This is a genomic window from Sphingomonas corticis, from assembly GCF_012035195.1.
GTDB classification, from domain to species: Bacteria; Pseudomonadota; Alphaproteobacteria; order Sphingomonadales; family Sphingomonadaceae; genus Sphingomonas; species Sphingomonas corticis.
Map to the genome: position 1 here is coordinate 1 of NZ_JAAVJH010000005.1, position 18,040 is coordinate 18,040.

Below are 18,040 nucleotides of genomic sequence, written 5' to 3' on the forward strand. Positions count from 1 at the left end.
AATACCAGCATCCCGATCTCGCCGCCTGACACACCGCCAAGCGAGCAGCCTAGACCACCGGGATGAGGGGTCCTTTTTCGACGCCGATCACCCCGCTACCGGGGTCCCTTTTCCACGCCGATCCACAGTCTGTGGGTATGACGATGCGGCACCCCGCGATGTGACATGCGGCACAATGCCGGCGTACCTTCCTCGGCCTTTAGCTCGCCGCGCGTTCCTCGCAGAAATGCTTGGCGAGCACACTTGATGCCGCAAACGCACGGCCGTCACGTTCCTCGGACCCGTCAGATGAACGAGTGTCCGCCTCCAGAAGCGAAGTCAGGCCGCTTGAATGACGAAAAGTGGGTCGATGCTGCCGACATCACGCAAGCGAGCCGTCCAGCGGGTGGAGCTTCACCTCGTCGCGTCGAGGATGACGGCGACTGTCTCCTCCGGCGTGTCCCACATCGGAAAGTGCCCGCTGCCATCAAACCAGTGGAGCTCGGCGCCGGGAAAGGCTGCCTGCGCGCGCGCAGCCTGTTTGGGGAGGCAGAGCCGGTCTTGCCTGCCCCACCCGATGACGACCCGGCCGGTGCCGGCAGCGGGGGGACCGGACTGCTCAGGTCCCGTGGCAAGGCTCTGGACCAGCGCATCGAACGTCGGCGTTCTACTGAGACCTTCCAGCTCGGTCGCGACGGTCTCCCCGTCAAGCGCCCAGGGACGCGCGGAGAGCTGAGCGAGCAGCGCCGTGCGCGACGCTGCGTTCCGGCTCAACGCCGGCAGAGCCGGCCGGATGGCGCGCAGCAAGCGACCGGAGGCGCCGATGGTGGTTCTGAAGAAGGTTCGCTCCCACCCTCGCCAGAAGCCGCCAGGATCAAGCGCGACGACGTTGCCGACGAGCCCGCGCCGCGCGAGCTCAAGCACAATCCGCGCGCCCATGGAACTGCCGACAACATCGACGCCAGGTAAGCCAGCCTCCGCGATGTACCGCTCGACGCTGCCGACCAGACCATCAAACGTTCCGCTGTCGGACTCGGCAAGGGAAGCCCCATGGCCCGGAAGATCGACTGCGATGACCTTCCGCGAGGCGCTGAGTGGGCCCAAGACGGTGCTCCACGATCGCCAACTCCCGCCCAGGCCGTGGATCAGAAGCAGCGTGCGTCCAGTGCCGCGCTCAATCGTGTTCATGCCGCCTCCGCCTTGTCGCTGTGAGAAGCTCAACGAGCACGGTCGCTTCGCGGGCCCGGCCTTAATCGGCTGACGGGCGCTGGAGATCGGCCCCGAGGCCCACGCCAGAAGGCGGTGAGCCGGGTAAGTCTTCCTGTTCAGAAAAGGGTCCTTGAATATGAACGAGCGACCGCTTGCGAGTAGCGCTACGTTTGCACTGGATGGCCGCTTGTGGGTCAAAGCGAGGCGGCGAATGTCACGACGTCTCAACCGGCTGCAGCCCAATCGCGATGGCCGAGTGGTCCTCAGCTGCGTAGGCGATCCCGGCAGACTTCCGCTCGGAATATCGGTCGACCAGCTGCGTCGCGTGCGGGCGAAGCAGGACCGTGAAGCGAACTAGCTCCTCCATCACGTCGACGATCCGGTCGTAATAGGCGGATGGTTTCATGCGCCCGGCTTCGTCGAACTCCTTGTAGGCCATCGCAACCGACGACTGGTTCGGGATGGTGAATATCCGCATCCAGCGCCCGAGCAAGCGAAGCGTATTCACGGCATTGAACGACTGCGAGCCGCCCGAGACCTGCATGACCGCGAGCGTGCGGCCTTGGGTCGGGCGCATGCCCTTCATCTCGAGCGGCAGATGGTCGATCTGCGCCTTCATGATGCCGGTGATCTGGCCGTGCCGTTCGGGGCTGCACCAGACCATGCCCTCCGACCAGAGCGCATGGTCGCGAAGTTCGTGGACGGCGGGGTGGTCATCGCCGGGCACCTGATCGGGCAGTGGCAGATCGCGTGGGTCGAAGATGCGCGTCTCGGCACCGAACAGTTGCAGCAGCCGGGCCGCCTCCTCAACCGCGAGGCGCGAGAAGGAGCGCTCCCGCAGCGAGCCGTAGAGGAGGAGGATGCGCGGCGGCGGTTGATCCTCGCCCAGTCCCGCAGCGGGTCGCCGGATGACGAAGGTGGGATCGAGCGCGGGCAGATGGTCGGCGTCGGTCAGTGTGCGCAGGCGGCTCATGCGCTTGCTCCTTCATACCATCCGCGCGTCCGCTTCACGATGGCGACGACGCTGAGCATCACCGGAACCTCGACCAGCACGCCGACGACGGTAGCAAGCGCGGCGCCACTCTTCAGTCCGAACAGGCTGATGGCAGCGGCAACCGCCAGCTCGAAGAAGTTCGAGGCACCGATCAGTGCAGCGGGCGCTGCGACGCACCAGGCGACACCCAGCCGCTTCGAAAGCCAATAGGCTATGCCGGCGTTCAGATAGACCTGGATGAGGATCGGCACCGCGATCAGCGCGATGACGGCGGGTTGGGCGAGGATCTGCTCGCCTTGAAAGCTGAACAGCAGCACCAGCGTCGCGAGCAGCGCAACAAGCGATACCGGGCCGAGCGTCGCCAGCACCCGATCGAGCGCCGCCTGTCCGCCCCATGCGAGCACCGCCCGGCGGACGACCTGCGCCGCGATCACCGGCACGACGATGTAGAGCGCGACCGACAGCAGCAGCGTGTCCCACGGCACCGTCACCGACGCGACGCCGAGCAGCAGTCCGACCAGCGGCGCGAACAGAAAGACCATCAGTACGTCGTTCAGCGCCACTTGGCTCAGCGTATATGTCGGCTCCCCGTCGCAAAGGTTCGACCAGACGAAGACCATGGCTGTGCACGGCGCGGCAGCCAGCAGGATCAGCCCGGCGATGTAGGAGGGGATCTCGCCCGCGGGCAGCAGGGGCACGAACAGCCAGCCAAGGAAGAAGGTGCCGAGCGCCGCCATCGAAAACGGCTTCACTGCCCAGTTGACGAACAGCGTGACGCCAACGCCTTTCCAGTGCTGGCGCACCGATCCGAGCGAGCGGAAGTCGATCTTGAGCAGCATCGGCACGATCATCAGCCAGATGAGGCCGGCGACCACAAGGTTGATCCGTGCCACCTCGGTCGCCGCTATCGCAGCAAATGCACCGGGCAGGAGATGGCCCAACCCGATCCCGGCGACGATGCAGAGCGCCACCCAGATCGAGAGGTATCGCTCGAACGTCCCAATACCGGGCCGCTGCGCCTCGCTTGCCAGCGTTGCCATCAGCGCACCCGCTGCCCGGCGGCGTCGACGATTTGCTCGCCGTCTTCCTTAGCGAACGCCGCGCGCTGCGGCTCAAGCAGGATATCGAGCACGACCTCGGACGGCCGGCATAGCCGCACGCCGAGCGGCGTCACCACCAGCGGCCGGTTGATAAGCACCGGATGCGTCATCATCGCGTCGAGCAGCGCCTCGTCAGACAGGCTCTCGTCGCCCAAGCCAAGCTCGGCATAGGGCGTGCCCTTTTCGCGCAGCAGCGCGCGCGGCGTCAGCCCCGCCCGCTCGATCAGCTCGATCAGCAACGCGCGCGAGGGGGGCGTCTTCAGGTATTCGACGACGTGCGGCTCGATCCCGGCATTGCGGATCATCGCCAACGTGTTGCGCGACGTCCCGCAATCGGGGTTGTGATAGATGACGATGTCGGTCGGCATGTCGGCTCCCTCAGCAGCAGGTCAGATCGGCGATCAGCGGCTCGCACAGCTCAGCACGGCCCTCGCAGCAGTCCTTGGCAAGGAAGGTCATCAGCTGTCGCAGGGTATCGAGGCGGGCGTGCTGAATCTGCTGCCGTCCGCGCTTCTCGGCGGACACGAGGCCGGCCTTTGCCAGTACCGCGAGATGGGTCGAAAAGGTGCTTTGCATAAGCCCGCTTGCCTCCACGAGCGCCCCTGTCGGCAAACCGTCAGGGGAATGCCGCACAAGCAACCGAAACGCATCCAGGCGTGTCGGATGGGAAAGCGCGGCGAGCGCCGCTAGCGCATCAGGTGTATCCATTCATCGGCTTTATCCGATAGGTCTAGCCTGTCAATTCTAATCGGGATATACCGATGGTTTGGAAGTGAGAGTTGCCTGAATGAACGTCCGCTACCGGGATTTGCTTTTAGGCAGGTGAACGTCCGCAACTGGGTCGAAACGGCCAGGGTTCTGGTCACACGCGCAATGCTTCGATCAATGCGCGCAGCGCTGGTGTGACCCGCCGATCGGGATAGTAAAGGCGGCAACCCGGATAGCTTGGGCACCAGGCTGCGAGGACCTGAACAAGCCGACCATCGGCGATCTCGTCTGCCACATCGTGTTCCATCATGTAGCCGAGCCCAGCGCCGGCGCGCACCGTGGCCCCCGCCAGAACTTCATCGTTGACGATGAGCTGCCCAGGTACCCTCAGCCTCACCTCTCGACCGGCATCTTCGAACTCCCACGGAAGCAGCCCGCCACCGCCCAGCAAACGGTAGTTGACGCAGACGTGGCGATCGAGATCAGCAGGCGTCTCGGGTGGGGTGTGGCGCGCGAAGTAGGCGGGTGTGCCGACCACCACCGTGCGTAGGTCCGGACCGACCGGTACGGTCACCATGTCGCGCTCGACCGTCTCGCCGAGCCGGATGCCGGCGTCGAAGCCACCCGCCACCAGGTCGATCAGCCGGTCTTCGACGGTGACCTCCATCGACACATCGGGATGGTCGAGCAGAAAGCGCGGCAGCCGCGGCGCCAGGATGGTGCGCGCCGCATAGCCGAACGTCGCCAGCCGCACGGTGCCCGAAGGCGCCCCGCGCCAGTCCGCGAGCGCCGCGAGACCCTGCGCCATTTGTTTCAGTGCCGGGTCAAGCGAGCGCAGGAGTTGCTCACCCGCCGCAGTCGGTGCGACCGAGCGGGTAGTGCGAGCGAGGAGGCGGACGCCGAGCCGCGCCTCCAATGCCTTCATCGCGTGGCTGAGCGCTGATGGGGAGAGGCCGAGTTCCGCGGCGGCCCGCGTGAAGCTGCGGTGCCGTGCGACGCTGGCGAATGCCGCGAGATCGTCGAGGTCGCCGCGCCGCATTGATGCATCATGCTCACAAGCCCTTGCGGTTCGCAACGGCTAATCCCGCGATCTTCCATGCTTTACCTCCACTGCAACAGGAGGAGTGATGAGCCATGGACATGACCGACTACCGCACGCTTGGCCGCTCGGGGCTGGCAGTGAGCCCGCTAGCGCTGGGCACGATGACCTTCGGTGCCGGTCGCTGGGGTGCTGACGAGGCCGGATCGCGCGCCATCTTCGATGCCTATGCCGACATGGGCGGCAACTTCATCGATACGGCGGACGTGTATTCCGGTGGCGAGAGCGAGGCGATGATTGGTCGCTTTCTGCGCGAGCGCGGCAGTCGCGACCGGATGGTCATCGCCACAAAGTCGGGCTTTTCGCGCGGGGAGGGCAATCCGCTGGCCGGCGGCAACTCAGCGCGCAACATCCGCGACGGCCTCGAAGGATCGCTCAGGCGACTGGGCACCGGTCATATCGACATGTATTGGACGCATGTGTGGGATCGCACGACGCCGGTCGAGGAGGTGCTACGCGCGCTGACTGATGCGGTGCGGCGGGGCGACATCCTCTACTACGGTTTCTCCAACGCTCCTGCGTGGTACGCCGCGCAAATCGCGACACTGGCGCGCGCGCACGGGCTGCCCAAGCCGATCGGACTTCAGTACAGCTACTCGCTGATCGATCGCGGCGTGGAGCTGGATCTGGTGCCCGCCGGTGGTGCGCTGGGCCTGGGACTGGTGGCGTGGAGCCCGCTCGCTTTCGGGATGCTCACGGGCAAGTACGGGCGGGAGAAGCTCGCCGCCTTCGGACCGGCTGGTAGCGTGCCAAACAAGGGCGGCGAACACACCGGCGGTAGCGACGGCCGCCTCAACGGCGACAATCCCTATGGTGGCATGCTGTTCACCGAGGCAAACTTCGGCATCGTGGACGAAGTGCGCGCCATAGCTGAGGAAATCGGCCGTCCCATGGCGCAGGTGGCCCTTGCCTGGGTGACGGGGAGGCCGGGCATCTCCTCTGTGTTGATGGGGGCGAGTCGGCCCGAACAGGTGCGGGAAAACGCGGCGTCACTCGACATCGTGTTGACGCCGGATCAGCAGCAACGGCTGGACGCGGTAGGAGCGCCGCCGCGGCTGAACCCCTACTTCATCTTCGACCTGCCGCGCGAAAGCATCTTCGGCGTGAACTCGGTGAAGGCCTGGGGGTAGCGCCGCCCTCTCGCGATCGACGTTTGCAGACTCGCTGGCTCACCTGTCGATCGACAAAGATCGTTCGAGTTCCGAGGCGATTGTGTAAATGTTCGCCTTCGCGTCAATGAGCGTCTGCCTTCAAGCGCCGCCGCTACCCGCCTGGATTGCCGCAATTGGGTCAAAAGCGCGGATCCATACGAAGACGCTTTCCACGTCGTCAGGCTGTCTCCGGCACTCGCGCATAGCGCACGGGCGGCATGCCGACGTGCCGGGTGAAGGCGGTGCTGAACGTGCTGGCCGACCCATAGCCGACCTCGGCGGCCACCTGACCGATCGCGAGACCGCGCGTGCGCAACAGGCGCTTCGCCAACGCCATCCGCCAGGTGAGCAGATACTCGATCGGCGGTATGCCGACGGTCCTGGTGAAGCGCGCGAAGAAGGCGGAGCGCGACATGGCCGCCTCGGCGGCCAAGTCCGTGACAGTCCACGGATGCGCGGGGCGCGCGTGAATGGCTCGCAAGGCGGCGACCAGCCGATCGTCGGACAGGCCCCGCGCGACGCTCGGCATGGCGGCCGGACCGGAGCCGCAGCGCAACGCCTCGATCAGCAGGACCTCGAGCAAGCGTTCCAACACCAATTCGCGCCCGGGCCTCGCCTTGCGGGTCTCGTCGCCGACCAGGTCCATCAACGTGGCCAGCCGCGGCTCGCCACGTGCCACCACCATCGCCGGTAGCAAGGACACGAGCAAAGCGGCGTCCGGCGACGCGAAAGAGCAGATGCCCACCTGCATGCGCAGATTGATGGGCTGATCGGCTTGTCCGATGCGGAACCGGCCCTCGCCGATTTCGGTCGGGCTCATGGCGGCGCCGTCGGGCGGTGGGTCCATGCTCTCGATGCCGTCGATGGCCCGATCGCCAGTGGCAGGCAGCAGCACGAAGTCGCCGGCCCGGACAACGGTCGAGGCTTGACCGGCGTTCACCACCCGGCATTCGCCTTCCAGCACCGCAAAATAGACAGGCTTGCCTTCGACGTCGCGGCGAATGCGCCAGCGTCCGGCATATTCGACGAGTTTCGAAAAGCTCGCGGAGGGCCGCAGCAGGGTCACGATCTCGGCAAGCGGATCGATGGTCATGTCAGGACGATCGCCAATGAAGTCAGGATTGTTAACCATAGGCAGTCTTGATCGAGGAAACCATCTTCCGCGCTCCCGTACTCGTCAATGGAGCAAGACATGCCCAGCGTCCTTATCACCGGCTGTTCCTCGGGCTTCGGTCTCGACACCGCAAAACTATTCCTCGATCGCGGCTGGCGTGTCGTCGCGACGATGCGCACGCCTGACCCGGGCCTGCTGCCGTCGTCCGACCGGCTCACCATCCTGCCGCTCGACGTCATGGACCGTGACAGCATCGCCAGCGCGGTTGCGCAGGCAGGCTCGATCGACGTGCTCGTCAACAATGCCGGTTTCGGCGCCGCGGTCCCGATCGAACTCATCGAGTTCGAGACGGCGCGCCAACTCTTCGAGACCAACACGCTCGGCACGCTTGCGATGATGCAGGCGTTTCTGCCGGCTTTCCGCGAGCGGCGATCCGGCGTGATCATCAACGTGACCTCGACCGTCACGCTGAAGCCGCTGCCGCTGGTCAGCACCTATCGCGCCAGCAAGGCCGCGGTGAATGCGCTCACCGAAAGCCTGGCGGTCGAGATGCAGCCGTTCGGCGTGCGCGTCCACATCGTGCTGCCCGGCCGTTCCCCGACGACGCAGTTCGGCGCGAATGCAAGGCCGCACCTGCGCGGTCTCGACGATCCCGACTACAAACCGCTGATCGAAGGCATGATGAAACAGTTCCAGGAGGACACAGGGCCGGTCACCCATGCCCAGGACGTCGCAGCTGCCGTGTTCGAGGCCGCGACCAACCCGTCTGCACCGCTCAAGATACCCGCTGGCGCAGATGCGATCGCCTGGATGGCCGACGCCGCCTGACGCGCGAATCCGGCGGCCGGCGGGTACCCACCCGCTGGCCGCCGGGCCGCCGCCCGAAGATCAGGCGGAAGCGAGCCGGACTGCCGTCTCGCGATAGTCGTGCAGGGGCCGCCCGAGCAGGCTCTCCAGGCGCTCGCGGTCGCCGGCCTTCGGGATCATCCCGTCGCTGACGTAGCGCTCGGCCATCAGCCGCATCTCATAGGCCATCCAGCGCGGCATGAAGGTCGCCATGTTCTGTTCGAAGCCGCTGGGATCGTCGCCGCCATAGGCGACGGGGCGCCCGAGGACGTCGGACCATATCGCTGCCACGTCCTCGCCGGTCAGCGTCTCCGGACCGACCACGTTGATCGTCTCGATCGGAAGCTTGCCGGGTGCGCGGTCGCGCCGGATCAGCTCGATCGCCGCGACCTCGGCGATGTCGCGTGCATCGACCATGGCCACGCCCTTGCCGCCGATCGGCATCGGATAGACGCCGTGCTGCAGGATCACGTCCTTCACCATCGCCTCGTTATCGATGAAATAGGTCGGGCGCAGGATGGTGGCGCCGAAGCCCATCGCCTCGAGCATTCGTTCGGCACCCGATTTCACCGCAAAGTGCGGTACGTTGACGGCGCGGTCGGCGTCGAACACCGACAGATAGACGACGCGATCGACACCGGCCTCTCGCGCGACGTTGAGCGTGACGATCGCCTGGGTGAACTCGTCGCCGGTCACCGCATTGAGAAGGAACAGCGTCCTTACGCCGACAAAGGCTGCGCGCAGGGCGTCGATATCGAGCAGATCGCCCTTGGCAACATCGACGCCGGTCGAAAACGTCGCCTTGGCAGGGTCACGGGTGAGGACGCGGACAGCGGCGTCGCGGGCGACAAGCTGTTCGACGACATGGCGGCCTACGCGTCCGGTGGCGCCGATTACGAGGATGGTCATGAGGCTTCTCCTTGGGTCTTGCTGACCCGAGCAAGATGCGTGATCCATCTTCAGGCAACTAGACGCGCGATCTGGACGCGCCGTCTCATGGGTGGAACGATATGGACCTGCTCGCGCTCGCCGACTTCACGCTCGTCGCCCGTCATGGTGGCTTCGGCAAAGCCGCGCGCGCCGCGCGCAGGCCCAAGGCGACGCTGTCGCGCCGCGTGTCGGAGCTGGAGGTCGCGCTCGACTTGCGCCTGTTCGAGCGCGGCCAGCGGGACCTCAAGCTGACCGAGGAGGGGCGGGCGCTGGCCGAGAGGGCAGGCGCTCTGCTTGCTGAGCTGGAGGAGACGACCATCGAGATCGCATCGGGCAGCGTAGCAGTCCGTGGACGCCTCAGGATCAGCGCGCCGCTGCTCTTCTCTCAGACCGCGATGGGCTCGCTGGCGGCCGGGTTCGCGCAGCGCCATCCCGACGTCCAATTGGAGGTCACAACCGACGATCGCGCGGTCGACATGGTCGAGGAAGGCTATGATTTGGTCATTCGCGTCAACCCGGCGGCAGACGATGCTTTGGTGGGCCGACCCTTCCTCCACGACCGCCTGATCGTCGTCGCTGCACCCGACCTAGCGCCGCTAGCAGGCGTGATCTTCCCTGCTGTGGTGCGCGACCGCGACGTCGAGAGCAGCTGGACGATAGACACCGCCGATGGGCAACGCGCAATCCCGATCAATCCGGTGCTCCGATTGTCTTCGCTGGTGATGATCCGGGATGCGGTGCTTCTTGGAGCCGGCGTGGCGCGCTTGCCCCTCTCGCTGGTCAGTCGGGACATCGCAAGAAGGCGGTTGATCGCGTGGGGCGATGTCCGAACCTCACGCATCGCGCTATGGGCGCTCTACCCCTCGCGACGCTTGCTGAACGCGAGGGTGGCGGCGTTCTTGGATTACCTGCGGCAATCCTTTCCGAACGGGACGGCCGAAGAACTCGCAACCTATTTGGATGATCGTTGCTGACCGTCAACAGCTCCCTGACCACGACGCCCAACCTGAACGAGCGACGGCTTTCGGGCAGCGCCTGCCTCGCTGCGAATGTCGGCGTTTGGGTCTGGCCAGCCTCAGCTAACCGCGCAACTCAGCCCGCGGTGAATTCCGCGGCCAGCCCGTCGAAAGCATCGCGAAGAATCGCGTCGAAGGGCCGGGTGCCGTTCTCCCGGCTAAAGGTCTCGGACGCGAGCCGCGTGGCGCCGACGGCTACCATCGCCACCACCCGCAGCCGCGTTTCCCGCTCGGGTTCGGGCCAGCGCTCGCGCAGCGCAGAGAAGAGCGCCTCTTCCTGCTGTCGATAGCTCGCCTGTTTGCGGGCCTGCACCGAGGCGCTTCCACGCATCAGCCGGTCGAGGGCCAGCATATCGTCATGTGGGAACGACGCACAGACGGTCAACGCCGCGTCGCGGACCACCTCGAACGGGGTATCGGCGGTCGGTGCCCTGCGGACCTCCGCAGCAAAGAGCTCGCCGATGTCGCTCTGCAACGAGAGCAGGATGTCGTCCTTGGAGTCGAAGTAGTGGAAGAAGGTGCGCCGCGAGATGCCCGCGGCGACGGCCACCTCGTCCACGGTTGTCCCGTCAAAACCCTTTTCAATGAACAGGCGCACGCCAGCGTCGGTGATCCGCCGTAGCGTCTCGCGTCGCTTGCGCTCCCTTACGCCGGTCGGCGGAGGAACATCGGATGCATCGGCCACAAGCACGCCTTGAAGAAAATAGTTGCACTGAGTGCATATAGTAACTTACACCGAGTGCAGATTTATCGGAAAGGCACGAAGATGGCAAGGTGGACCCAGGACGACATTCCCCCGCAACGCGGCCGGACAGCGATCGTGACCGGAACCGGCGGCCTTGGGTTCGAGGACGCCGTCGCACTGGCGCGTGCGGGAGCTTCCGTCGTTCTTGCTGGTAGGAACGGCGCCAAAGGAGCTGCGGCACTGAACCGCATCCGCACGATGCTCCCCTCGGCGGACGTCCGCTTCGAGGATTTGGACCTTGCCAGCCTCGCTTCGGTCACGGCGTTCGCCGCTCGCATTACCCAGCGTCACGAGAGCGTGGACATGCTGATCAACAACGCTGGCGTGATGGTCCCGCCGCGTCGGAAGGTGACCGCCGACGGCTTCGAATTGCAGCTCGGGACCAACCACCTCGGCCACTTCGCCCTTACGGCGCATCTTCTGCCAATCCTGCGCGCAGGCGCGCGCGTGGTCTCTCTGTCGAGCGTGGCTGCGCGTGCAGGGGCCATCGAATTTGATGACCTGAACTCTACGCGCAGCTATGCGGCGATGAAGGCGTATAGCCAGTCGAAGCTCGCCTGCCTGATGTTTGCGCTGGAGCTGCAGCGGCGAAGCGACGCCGCGGGCCTGGGCATTGTCAGCATCGCCTCGCATCCCGGCATCGCGCGGACGGACCTGCTTCACAACGGGCCCGGCCGCCGTAGCGCCCACGGGCTCGCGCGGACGCTGCTGCCATTCCTGTTCCAGCCAGCCGACCGCGGCGCGTTGCCGACGCTCTACGCGGCCACCGCGCTGGATGCGGCCGGAGGCGCTTATTACGGGCCGGACGGCATCGCCGAGGTACGCGGCTATCCCACCCTCGCGAAGATTCCGCCGCAGGTGCTGGATCAGGACGTGGCGGCGCACCTGTGGCAGGTTTCCGAGGAACTGACCGGCGTCCGCTTCCCGAATAGGACGTCCCATCCTCGGAACGCCTAAGAGGTGCGATTGATGCTGCATGGGTCCTTGACCCGCGCAACACGGAAGGAAAAGCACAATGCAGATTGAAGGTGCGGTGGTGGCGATCACCGGGGCGAGCGGCGGAATGGGCGAGGCGACAGCCCGATATCTCGCCGAGCGAGGCGCAAAGGTGGTGCTGGGCGCGCGAAACCAGGACCGGCTGCGGCGCCTTGTCGGCCAGATCACGCTTAGTGGTGGGGCGGCAACCTGTGTTCCGGTCGACGTCCGACGGCGCGAGGACGTGGCCATGTTGGCGCAGCACGCGGTCGCGACCTTTGGTCGCCTTGATGTCTTCGTCGCCAATGCGGGTGCCATGCCGATCGGCCCGGTCGACGCGCTTGCGCTGGACGACTGGGAGACGATGGTGGACGTGAACGTCAAGGGCGTCCTGTGGAGCATTGCCGCGGCGCTGCCAATCTTCCGCGACCAGGGTTCCGGCCACTTCATCGCGGTGGCGTCAACGGCGGCGCGCAAGATCGTCCCGAACATGGCGGTCTACTCAGGTACAAAGGCGGCCGTCGTCGCGATCTGCGACGGGCTGCGCCAGGAGCTTGCTGGCGACCTCCGCGTCACCACCCTCACGCCCGGGTTTACAGCCACTGGCTTTGCCGACCATATCCGCGATGAGGTGCTGCGGGAGCAGATCGCGGCAGGCGGATCGATCGCCATGCCGCCGGAATCCATCGCTGAGGCAATCGCCTACGCCATTGGACAGCCCGCGGGCGTGAACGTCGGCGAGATCGTGATCAGGCCGACCGCGCAGGCATAACCAAGCTGCAGGGGCTTGACGGCGGCCCGACCGATGTACCTTTCGGCTCAGGCAGTTCGTTCGGAATTTAAGACGATCGTCTCAGTCAAAGCGGTCACAGGAACGAGCGTTTGCTCGCGGGCAACGCGAATACCCGCCTGAACGGCGGTTTCTGGGTCTTCGAACTCCTGGACAGAAAGTGAATTGGCCAAGGACCGCCCTACCTCTTTCCGATTGAAGCCGCTCCATTCAAGCTTCCCGACTTCGTGGTCTTCAAACGTGGTCGCCGCCATGATGCGCCGTGGCGGAGGCGTTCCAATGGCCTAATCCTAATCGGCAGATGGGGCTGGATATGGGCGGTAAGGGGCGTCAGCAGCATCAGAGCGCCGAGCTTTAACTCCAGATCTGCCTCATCGTCGTAAGTGCTGGCGGTTTCGGTTTCGCCTTCGTGGCCGAAGATGTCGCAGCGTAGGCTGTCGCTCACGCGGCCTTTCAACATGGTGGTGGCGAGGCCGCGGTAGCTGTGGGCGTCCTTGTCTTTCCACGCGCCGCCAATGCGGCGACGCCATTCGGTGCCTTCGGGGAACGCCCAGCGCCGCAGCTTGATGAAGATCGCCTTGTAGAAGGTGCTCGCGAAGCTGGACGAGTCGGCCGAAACCATCTCGGGGAAGAGCATCGTGCAGCCGGCACGGCGCAGTTCGCCGATATAGTCGATGAAGCCGAGCCGGATCAGCTCGGGATGGATCGGCAGCTTGCGGATCGACTGGACGTTCTTGAGCGGGCGATCCTCGGTATAGTCGATGACGAAATAGGGGATCGGGTCCTGCTCGTGAACTTCCGCCAGCCCTAGGCCAGCGAGTTCGGAGCTGCGGCCGCCATACAGGGGCAGCATGAGCTGTATCCAGTACCAAGCGTCGTGGATGATCTCGGTCCCGGGCGTCAGGCGATGGTCGATCCCCTTGGCGCCCGTCCAGATCGGCGCGGACAGCAGACGCGCGACCTCGGCCTTCGTCCAATTGGCGCGCTTGTCACGCTTGCGCTTTCGGTCCTTGCGCGGGCCCTTGCCTGCACCCTTCCGCGCCGTCTTGAACAGAAGCGGGATCGCAGGGCGATGCCCCGTCTCATCGCCATCCTCGCCCGCGGCATGGTCGAGGACAGACGTCACCCACGTGAGATGCTTGTTGATGGTCACCTGGCCGAGGCCGACTTCGGACGCGGGCAGGGTCGCGGCACGGGCAAGGCTGGCCTCGAAGCCGCCGGCGCGTTCCTCGCGGGTTCGGCCCCAGCGGTTCGGCAGGGCGGCACATAGCTTGGTGAACGCGCGGACGTGGGATTGTTGGAGGTCCTCGATCAGGATCCCGGTGCCGCAGGCATAATCGAACAGGCGGATCGCGGTCCGCACCTGCTTGACCGTATCGGTGTCCCAGTCGCCGGCCTTCTGGTGCTCGGCGATCGCTTCCTCGCTGGCTTCGATCAGGTCCTTCTTCGGACGGATCGGCGGCGGGGGCGTTGGTTCGTCATCCACAGCCGGGGCAGGGGGGACAGGCGTGACGACCTCTGGCGCGGCGGTGAGCGCGGATCGTTCGAACGCGAATGGGGTGTCGTCGCCGAGTGCTTCGTCGATCCATGCCTCGCTTTCGTCTTCGCGCCAGGAAAGCCGCGCCGTCGCCTCGCGGCACGCCGCTGCCTTCGCCTTGCAAATCAGGCGTTGAACGCGCCCGACATTGTCCGCCGTGACGGGGAAGCCGAAGGTCGCGCTATAGGTCGCCACCTGCGCACCGGAAATGGTGCCGCCGTTCTGAAGATCGAAGACGATGTTCGCGACGGTCTTGGCCTGCGCGGGACTCCAGCCATTCGCAACGAGGCGCTGATGTTCGTCGAGCGTCCAGCGTGCCGCGACACCGCCGCGGGCGAGGAACTCCCATGCCTCGGCGTGAAGCGAGTTCGCAGTGGCGTGATCGCCCGCGTCCGCCTGGCTGCCGGCCTGATCCTGCTCGATCCGCTGCAACTGCCAGCGCAGGGCGTCGCCGAACACCTGCTTCATCTGCTCGCGGCTCATGCCGGTGAACTGACCATAGGCCATGCGCAAACCCTCGACTGCGACGCTCAGTCGGTCGGATATAAGGCGCGCGCGGTAGAAATTCCCGGTGCGTAACGAAATGGAGAGGGGCAGCGGCTGGCCTGCCACCATGATCTTGCGCCGCCAATGATAGCTGCCGCCGCGCAGTTTCAGGTTCGGCAATCCCACGCCTTGGCCCCCGATGGGTACAGCGATGGGTACAACCGTGGGTGCAACGGTTCCCGATCGCCGGGTTGGCGACGTGAAATCAGTAACTTAGCGGGAGTTGGTCGGGGAGACAGGATTCGAGACCGAATTACCTAGCGCCCAGACCGGTGGAAATCCGCGGTTCTCGCAGGATTGCCGCGCTCTTGTGAATCGGTTGTGTGTAGGTGTCCAGTGCCGATTGCGCTGCTCATCAAAATCCAGCGCAGACCTGACGATCGCGCACCAGCGCCACAAGATCCGACACCGGCATCAACCAGCCCTGCTGCGCCTTGGTGAACGTCTCGTGCAGACCGCGCGGCAGAACAAGCTGAAGCCGGCGCTGTTGCATCTCGTCGGTCTGATTGGTGCTGATCGACGGCTCCAGCGTCAGCAGGTGTTTGTCGGCAATGCGGTCGGCCTCGGCGAGCACCTGCCGCCAGCGATCCTTGCACGTCGACTTGACACCGAGCATCGTCAACAACTCGGCCGGGAAAGCCAGATCCTGATACGCGGCGGTGCCGGGAAACAGGAAATCAGGCTTCGCCTTGCCCTCCGTTACCGGCGTGCGGTCGCACTTCAGTCCCAGCAGGCCAAACAGATGTTCGAGGTGGTTCTCCAGTGCGCTGCCCGCTCGTGACTTTCGCCGGTTCTGCACCGACAGGCTGAACTTGAGGAAGTCGTCGACCTCGGCGAAGCCACCCTGCAAGCGGTCGCCGATCAGATGGCGCTCCATCGTGCGGAACAGGACTTCCTCGCGTTCCATCAGTGCCAACACGGCGGCATCGGGGTCGGCAGTGAGATCGATGTCGCCCAGCGTTCGGCGCGCGTAATCGGAGAATTCGCGGGTGGTCGGGAAGCGACCACCGAACCGCTCGAGCATCTGGTCGAGATAGTTCTCGTCGACCTGCTCGACGACGACACCGATCTCTTCGAGGATCAGACGGGAGGCGAACTCGAGCCGCACCTGATCGGCTTCCAGTTCACCTTTAACGGAGAAGCCTGGCAGCTTTGCCTCGCCGACGCCGAACAGCCACAGCAGCTGGTTGGCGACCGTGGATTCACCCTCGGCGATAATGACCATCAGCGTCCCGTCGGGACGCTGGGCGATGATCAACAGATCGCCTTCGGTGGCGTTGTCTGATACCACCGTGTCAGGGAAGTAGAGGCGATATTCGGTCCGTGTCGGGTGCGCACGCCGGGCATCATACCAGCTCAGAAAGCCTTCCTCGCGCAGCGGCTCCGGATCGTCGTCATTGAGATAGATGAAGACCGCGGGGATATTGCGCTTGTCGTCGTCGCCCAACATCGCTCGCAACCTGCTGACCCCGTCGAACTCGTGCTGGTTCGAGCGGTGCCGGTCCGCCTCGACCGCGCTCAGCGTCTTCACTGCAAAGTCGATGAAATATTCGGAAAGGTGACCCTTTTTCATTCGCGCAACTCGATCATCCGGTCCTCTCCGCGGACCCATGTGGCGAGTCGGTCGGTAACGTCGATCAGAGCCTGTGGGCCTTTGCCGCGCAAGGCACATTCCCATACCGTCGCCACCCGCCAGCCAGCATCGAGCAGCGCGGTCAGGTTCCGCGCGTCACGGGCAGCATTGCCCTCCAGCTTCTGCCGCCAGAAGTCCGGGCGGGTTGCAGGAATGCGGCAAAGCCCGCAATCATGGGCGTGCCAGAAACACCCATGGACCAGCACGGCCGCCCGCCAGCGAGGCAGCACAATATCCGGTCGCCCAGGCAGGCCACGCACATCCGTGCGATATCGCAGCCCGCGGGCGTGCAGGGCCTTGCGGATCGCCACCTCGATCTTGGTGTCGCGACCCCGGATGCCGGACATCATCCGGCTGCGGGTCGCCGTGTCGACAACGTCGACCATCGCCGCTTCAGTCCTGCGGGAGCTCGAACTGGAGCGGCTCGCCTTTCACGAGGTGCATGATACCCGGCTTCATCGCCGCCGCCACCTCCGCGATCAGCGGCACGACGACCGAGTTGCCGAACTGCTTGTAGGCTCGGGTATCCGACACCGGAATGCGGAACGTGTCGGGATAGCCCATCAACCGTGCGCATTCCCGCGGCGTCAGCCGGCGCGGATTGCGCCGCTTGCCCCGCGAGATCAGGATCTCCGAGCCATCCTTGTAATAACGCGCCGACAGCGTGCGGCTGGTATCGGTCGGGCCGACAACGCTGCAGCCGAAGCCGTTGCCAGCCTGCCGGTGCTTCTCCGCATAACCCTGCAGATACTGCCACAGGCGGTCGGTGAGCGTGTACTTCTTCTGCACCTTGCCGTCGGCGCCGATGTAACGATGGTCGTCGACGTCGGCTTCTTTGCCGTCTTCGGGGTGCAGGATCGAGCGCAGGCGCGGTCCTTCCGCCACCGCCGGCATCTTCGCCAGCACCTTTTCCCAGTCGAAGCCCACGTCCTGCTGGAAGCCCACCAACAGGATGCGCTGGCGGTGCTGGGGAACGAACCGGCGGCCATCGACGACCATTGGCCGCACCACATAGCCAAGCGTCTTCTCCAGCACCTCCATGATGACGCGGAAGGTGTTGCCGCCGTCGTGGCTGACAAGATTCTTCACGTTCTCCAGCAGGAAGGCCTTCGGTCGCTTCTCCGCGATAATGCGCTGGACGTCGAAGAACAGCGTTCCCTGCGTCGTGCATTCGAAGCCGTGAGGCCGGCCCAGTGCATTCTTCTTCGACACGCCCGCGAGGCTGAACGGCTGGCACGGGAACCCCGCCAGCAGGACGTCGTGGTCGGGAATTTCACTGGCATCGACCTTGGTGATGTCCCCGTGGATGCCGTGGTCGTCGCCGAAGTTCTCGATGTATGTCTTCTGCGCGAACTTGTCCCACTCGCTGGTGAACACGCACCGACCGCCGGCTTCCTCGAACCCCAGCCGGATACCGCCGATGCCGGCGAAAAGGTCTATGAAGGTGAAATCAGCTTCGTGATCGTCACGATAACCGGCACGGTCGCTGATGACCTGCTGCAGCGCCGGCACGATGGCGGCTGGCACGTCCACCTCGCCGCGCTCCCATCGGCCAATCTGCTTCGCCGTATAGTCGAGACGTTCGGCCAGCTCTTTCTGGGTGTAGAGTTCTCGCGCCCGGGCCAACACCTCGCGACGATCAGCAGTCAGAAACTCGGTCATCGTCGC

18 protein-coding genes are annotated in these 18,040 nt (G+C 65.1%); 5 read left to right on the plus strand and 13 right to left on the minus strand.

Annotation, left to right across the window (positions count from 1 at the left end; all coding sequences use genetic code 11):
- Window positions 1–393: 393 nt before the first annotated feature.
- The 6 genes from HBH26_RS09020 to HBH26_RS09045 all read right to left on the minus strand — a co-directional run bounded on the left by HBH26_RS09020 (window position 394) and on the right by HBH26_RS09045 (window position 5,029).
- Window positions 394–1,167, minus strand: coding sequence for an alpha/beta fold hydrolase (locus tag HBH26_RS09020; RefSeq protein WP_168134281.1), 774 nt, complete (start codon window positions 1,165–1,167; stop codon window positions 394–396).
- Window positions 1,168–1,402: 235 nt separating this feature from the next.
- Window positions 1,403–2,161, minus strand: coding sequence for an arsenical resistance protein ArsH (gene arsH, locus HBH26_RS09025; protein WP_168134282.1), 759 nt, complete (start codon window positions 2,159–2,161; stop codon window positions 1,403–1,405).
- A complete protein-coding gene (arsB, locus tag HBH26_RS09030; RefSeq protein ID WP_209308453.1) occupies window positions 2,158–3,222 on the minus strand; it encodes an ACR3 family arsenite efflux transporter in 1,065 nt (354 codons plus the stop codon). Before arsB ends, arsH begins: the two co-directional genes overlap by 4 nt.
- On the minus strand, window positions 3,222–3,650 hold the full coding sequence (arsC, locus tag HBH26_RS09035) for an arsenate reductase (glutaredoxin) (protein ID WP_168134283.1): 429 nt from the start codon (window positions 3,648–3,650) through the stop codon (window positions 3,222–3,224). The genes arsB and arsC overlap by 1 nt, the downstream gene beginning before the upstream one ends.
- A gap of 10 nt (window positions 3,651–3,660) precedes the next feature.
- On the minus strand, window positions 3,661–3,990 hold the full coding sequence (locus HBH26_RS09040) for an ArsR/SmtB family transcription factor (RefSeq protein WP_046411098.1): 330 nt from the start codon (window positions 3,988–3,990) through the stop codon (window positions 3,661–3,663).
- 154 nt (window positions 3,991–4,144) lie between these two features.
- Window positions 4,145–5,029 carry a LysR family transcriptional regulator gene (locus tag HBH26_RS09045; protein WP_168134284.1) on the minus strand — a complete coding sequence of 295 codons (885 nt, stop codon included), beginning with the start codon at window positions 5,027–5,029 and terminating at the stop codon, window positions 4,145–4,147.
- Window positions 5,030–5,124: 95 nt separating this feature from the next.
- Between HBH26_RS09045 and HBH26_RS09050 the strand changes: the two genes are divergently transcribed.
- Complete coding sequence (locus HBH26_RS09050) at window positions 5,125–6,219, plus strand: aldo/keto reductase (RefSeq protein WP_168134285.1); 1,095 nt, start codon at window positions 5,125–5,127, stop codon at window positions 6,217–6,219.
- 199 nt (window positions 6,220–6,418) lie between these two features.
- Here the strand turns inward: HBH26_RS09050 and HBH26_RS09055 are convergent, their stop codons facing one another.
- Window positions 6,419–7,333 (minus strand): AraC family transcriptional regulator, encoded by a 915-nt coding sequence (locus HBH26_RS09055; protein WP_168134286.1) that lies wholly within the window; start codon window positions 7,331–7,333, stop codon window positions 6,419–6,421.
- A gap of 99 nt (window positions 7,334–7,432) precedes the next feature.
- Between HBH26_RS09055 and HBH26_RS09060 the strand changes: the two genes are divergently transcribed.
- The gene (locus HBH26_RS09060) at window positions 7,433–8,182 is read left to right on the plus strand and encodes an SDR family oxidoreductase (RefSeq protein ID WP_168134287.1); all 750 of its coding nucleotides are present in this window, start codon (window positions 7,433–7,435) and stop codon (window positions 8,180–8,182) included.
- A 60-nt stretch (window positions 8,183–8,242) separates the two neighbouring features.
- Here HBH26_RS09060 and HBH26_RS09065 read toward each other — a convergent pair whose 3' ends face one another.
- A complete protein-coding gene (locus HBH26_RS09065) occupies window positions 8,243–9,109 on the minus strand; it encodes an SDR family oxidoreductase (RefSeq protein WP_168134288.1) in 867 nt (288 codons plus the stop codon).
- A 101-nt stretch (window positions 9,110–9,210) separates the two neighbouring features.
- On the opposite strand from HBH26_RS09065, the gene HBH26_RS09070 reads away from it, so the two are divergent.
- On the plus strand, window positions 9,211–10,104 hold the full coding sequence (locus tag HBH26_RS09070) for a LysR family transcriptional regulator (protein ID WP_168134289.1): 894 nt from the start codon (window positions 9,211–9,213) through the stop codon (window positions 10,102–10,104).
- Window positions 10,105–10,222: 118 nt separating this feature from the next.
- Here the strand turns inward: HBH26_RS09070 and HBH26_RS09075 are convergent, their stop codons facing one another.
- Entirely contained in the window at window positions 10,223–10,831 is a 609-nt protein-coding gene (locus HBH26_RS09075; protein ID WP_168134290.1) for a TetR family transcriptional regulator, read from the minus strand.
- 81 nt (window positions 10,832–10,912) lie between these two features.
- Here HBH26_RS09075 and HBH26_RS09080 point away from each other — a divergent pair, with 81 nt between their 5' ends.
- Complete coding sequence (locus HBH26_RS09080; RefSeq protein WP_168134291.1) at window positions 10,913–11,848, plus strand: SDR family oxidoreductase; 936 nt, start codon at window positions 10,913–10,915, stop codon at window positions 11,846–11,848.
- Between the two features lie 58 nt (window positions 11,849–11,906).
- Window positions 11,907–12,638: an SDR family oxidoreductase gene (locus HBH26_RS09085; RefSeq protein ID WP_168134292.1), complete on the plus strand. Its 732-nt coding sequence runs from the start codon at window positions 11,907–11,909 to the stop codon at window positions 12,636–12,638.
- A 199-nt stretch (window positions 12,639–12,837) separates the two neighbouring features.
- On the opposite strand, the gene HBH26_RS09090 is transcribed toward HBH26_RS09085, so the two are convergent.
- From HBH26_RS09090 to dcm, 4 genes are all read right to left on the minus strand, one after another.
- Window positions 12,838–14,859: a site-specific integrase gene (locus HBH26_RS09090; protein ID WP_168134293.1), complete on the minus strand. Its 2,022-nt coding sequence runs from the start codon at window positions 14,857–14,859 to the stop codon at window positions 12,838–12,840.
- A gap of 235 nt (window positions 14,860–15,094) precedes the next feature.
- Complete coding sequence (locus tag HBH26_RS09095; RefSeq protein WP_168134294.1) at window positions 15,095–16,312, minus strand: type II restriction endonuclease; 1,218 nt, start codon at window positions 16,310–16,312, stop codon at window positions 15,095–15,097.
- On the minus strand, window positions 16,309–16,758 hold the full coding sequence (locus tag HBH26_RS09100; protein WP_168134295.1) for a very short patch repair endonuclease: 450 nt from the start codon (window positions 16,756–16,758) through the stop codon (window positions 16,309–16,311). Before HBH26_RS09100 ends, HBH26_RS09095 begins: the two co-directional genes overlap by 4 nt.
- 7 nt (window positions 16,759–16,765) lie before the next feature.
- Window positions 16,766–18,034, minus strand: coding sequence for a DNA (cytosine-5-)-methyltransferase (gene dcm / locus HBH26_RS09105; RefSeq protein ID WP_168134296.1), 1,269 nt, complete (start codon window positions 18,032–18,034; stop codon window positions 16,766–16,768).
- Between the last annotated feature and the right edge of the window lie 6 nt (window positions 18,035–18,040).

Bases quoted from the DNA above. Each gene is read 5' to 3' on its own strand.
- HBH26_RS09055 (WP_168134286.1), bottom strand. From the start codon at position 7,333: ATGACCATCGATCCGCTTGCCGAGATCGTGACCCTGCTGCGGCCCTCC.
- HBH26_RS09065 (WP_168134288.1), bottom strand. From the start codon at position 9,109: ATGACCATCCTCGTAATCGGCGCCACCGGACGCGTAGGCCGCCATGTC.
- HBH26_RS09045 (WP_168134284.1), bottom strand. From the start codon at position 5,029: ATGCGGCGCGGCGACCTCGACGATCTCGCGGCATTCGCCAGCGTCGCA.
- HBH26_RS09020 (WP_168134281.1), bottom strand. From the start codon at position 1,167: ATGAACACGATTGAGCGCGGCACTGGACGCACGCTGCTTCTGATCCAC.
- HBH26_RS09040 (WP_046411098.1), bottom strand. From the start codon at position 3,990: ATGGATACACCTGATGCGCTAGCGGCGCTCGCCGCGCTTTCCCATCCG.
- HBH26_RS09070 (WP_168134289.1), top strand. From the start codon at position 9,211: ATGGACCTGCTCGCGCTCGCCGACTTCACGCTCGTCGCCCGTCATGGT.
- HBH26_RS09060 (WP_168134287.1), top strand. From the start codon at position 7,433: ATGCCCAGCGTCCTTATCACCGGCTGTTCCTCGGGCTTCGGTCTCGAC.
- arsB (WP_209308453.1), bottom strand. From the start codon at position 3,222: ATGGCAACGCTGGCAAGCGAGGCGCAGCGGCCCGGTATTGGGACGTTC.
- dcm (WP_168134296.1), bottom strand. From the start codon at position 18,034: ATGACCGAGTTTCTGACTGCTGATCGTCGCGAGGTGTTGGCCCGGGCG.
- HBH26_RS09050 (WP_168134285.1), top strand. From the start codon at position 5,125: ATGGACATGACCGACTACCGCACGCTTGGCCGCTCGGGGCTGGCAGTG.
- HBH26_RS09080 (WP_168134291.1), top strand. From the start codon at position 10,913: ATGGCAAGGTGGACCCAGGACGACATTCCCCCGCAACGCGGCCGGACA.
- HBH26_RS09085 (WP_168134292.1), top strand. From the start codon at position 11,907: ATGCAGATTGAAGGTGCGGTGGTGGCGATCACCGGGGCGAGCGGCGGA.
- HBH26_RS09100 (WP_168134295.1), bottom strand. From the start codon at position 16,758: ATGGTCGACGTTGTCGACACGGCGACCCGCAGCCGGATGATGTCCGGC.
- arsH (WP_168134282.1), bottom strand. From the start codon at position 2,161: ATGAGCCGCCTGCGCACACTGACCGACGCCGACCATCTGCCCGCGCTC.
- arsC (WP_168134283.1), bottom strand. From the start codon at position 3,650: ATGCCGACCGACATCGTCATCTATCACAACCCCGATTGCGGGACGTCG.
- HBH26_RS09095 (WP_168134294.1), bottom strand. From the start codon at position 16,312: ATGAAAAAGGGTCACCTTTCCGAATATTTCATCGACTTTGCAGTGAAG.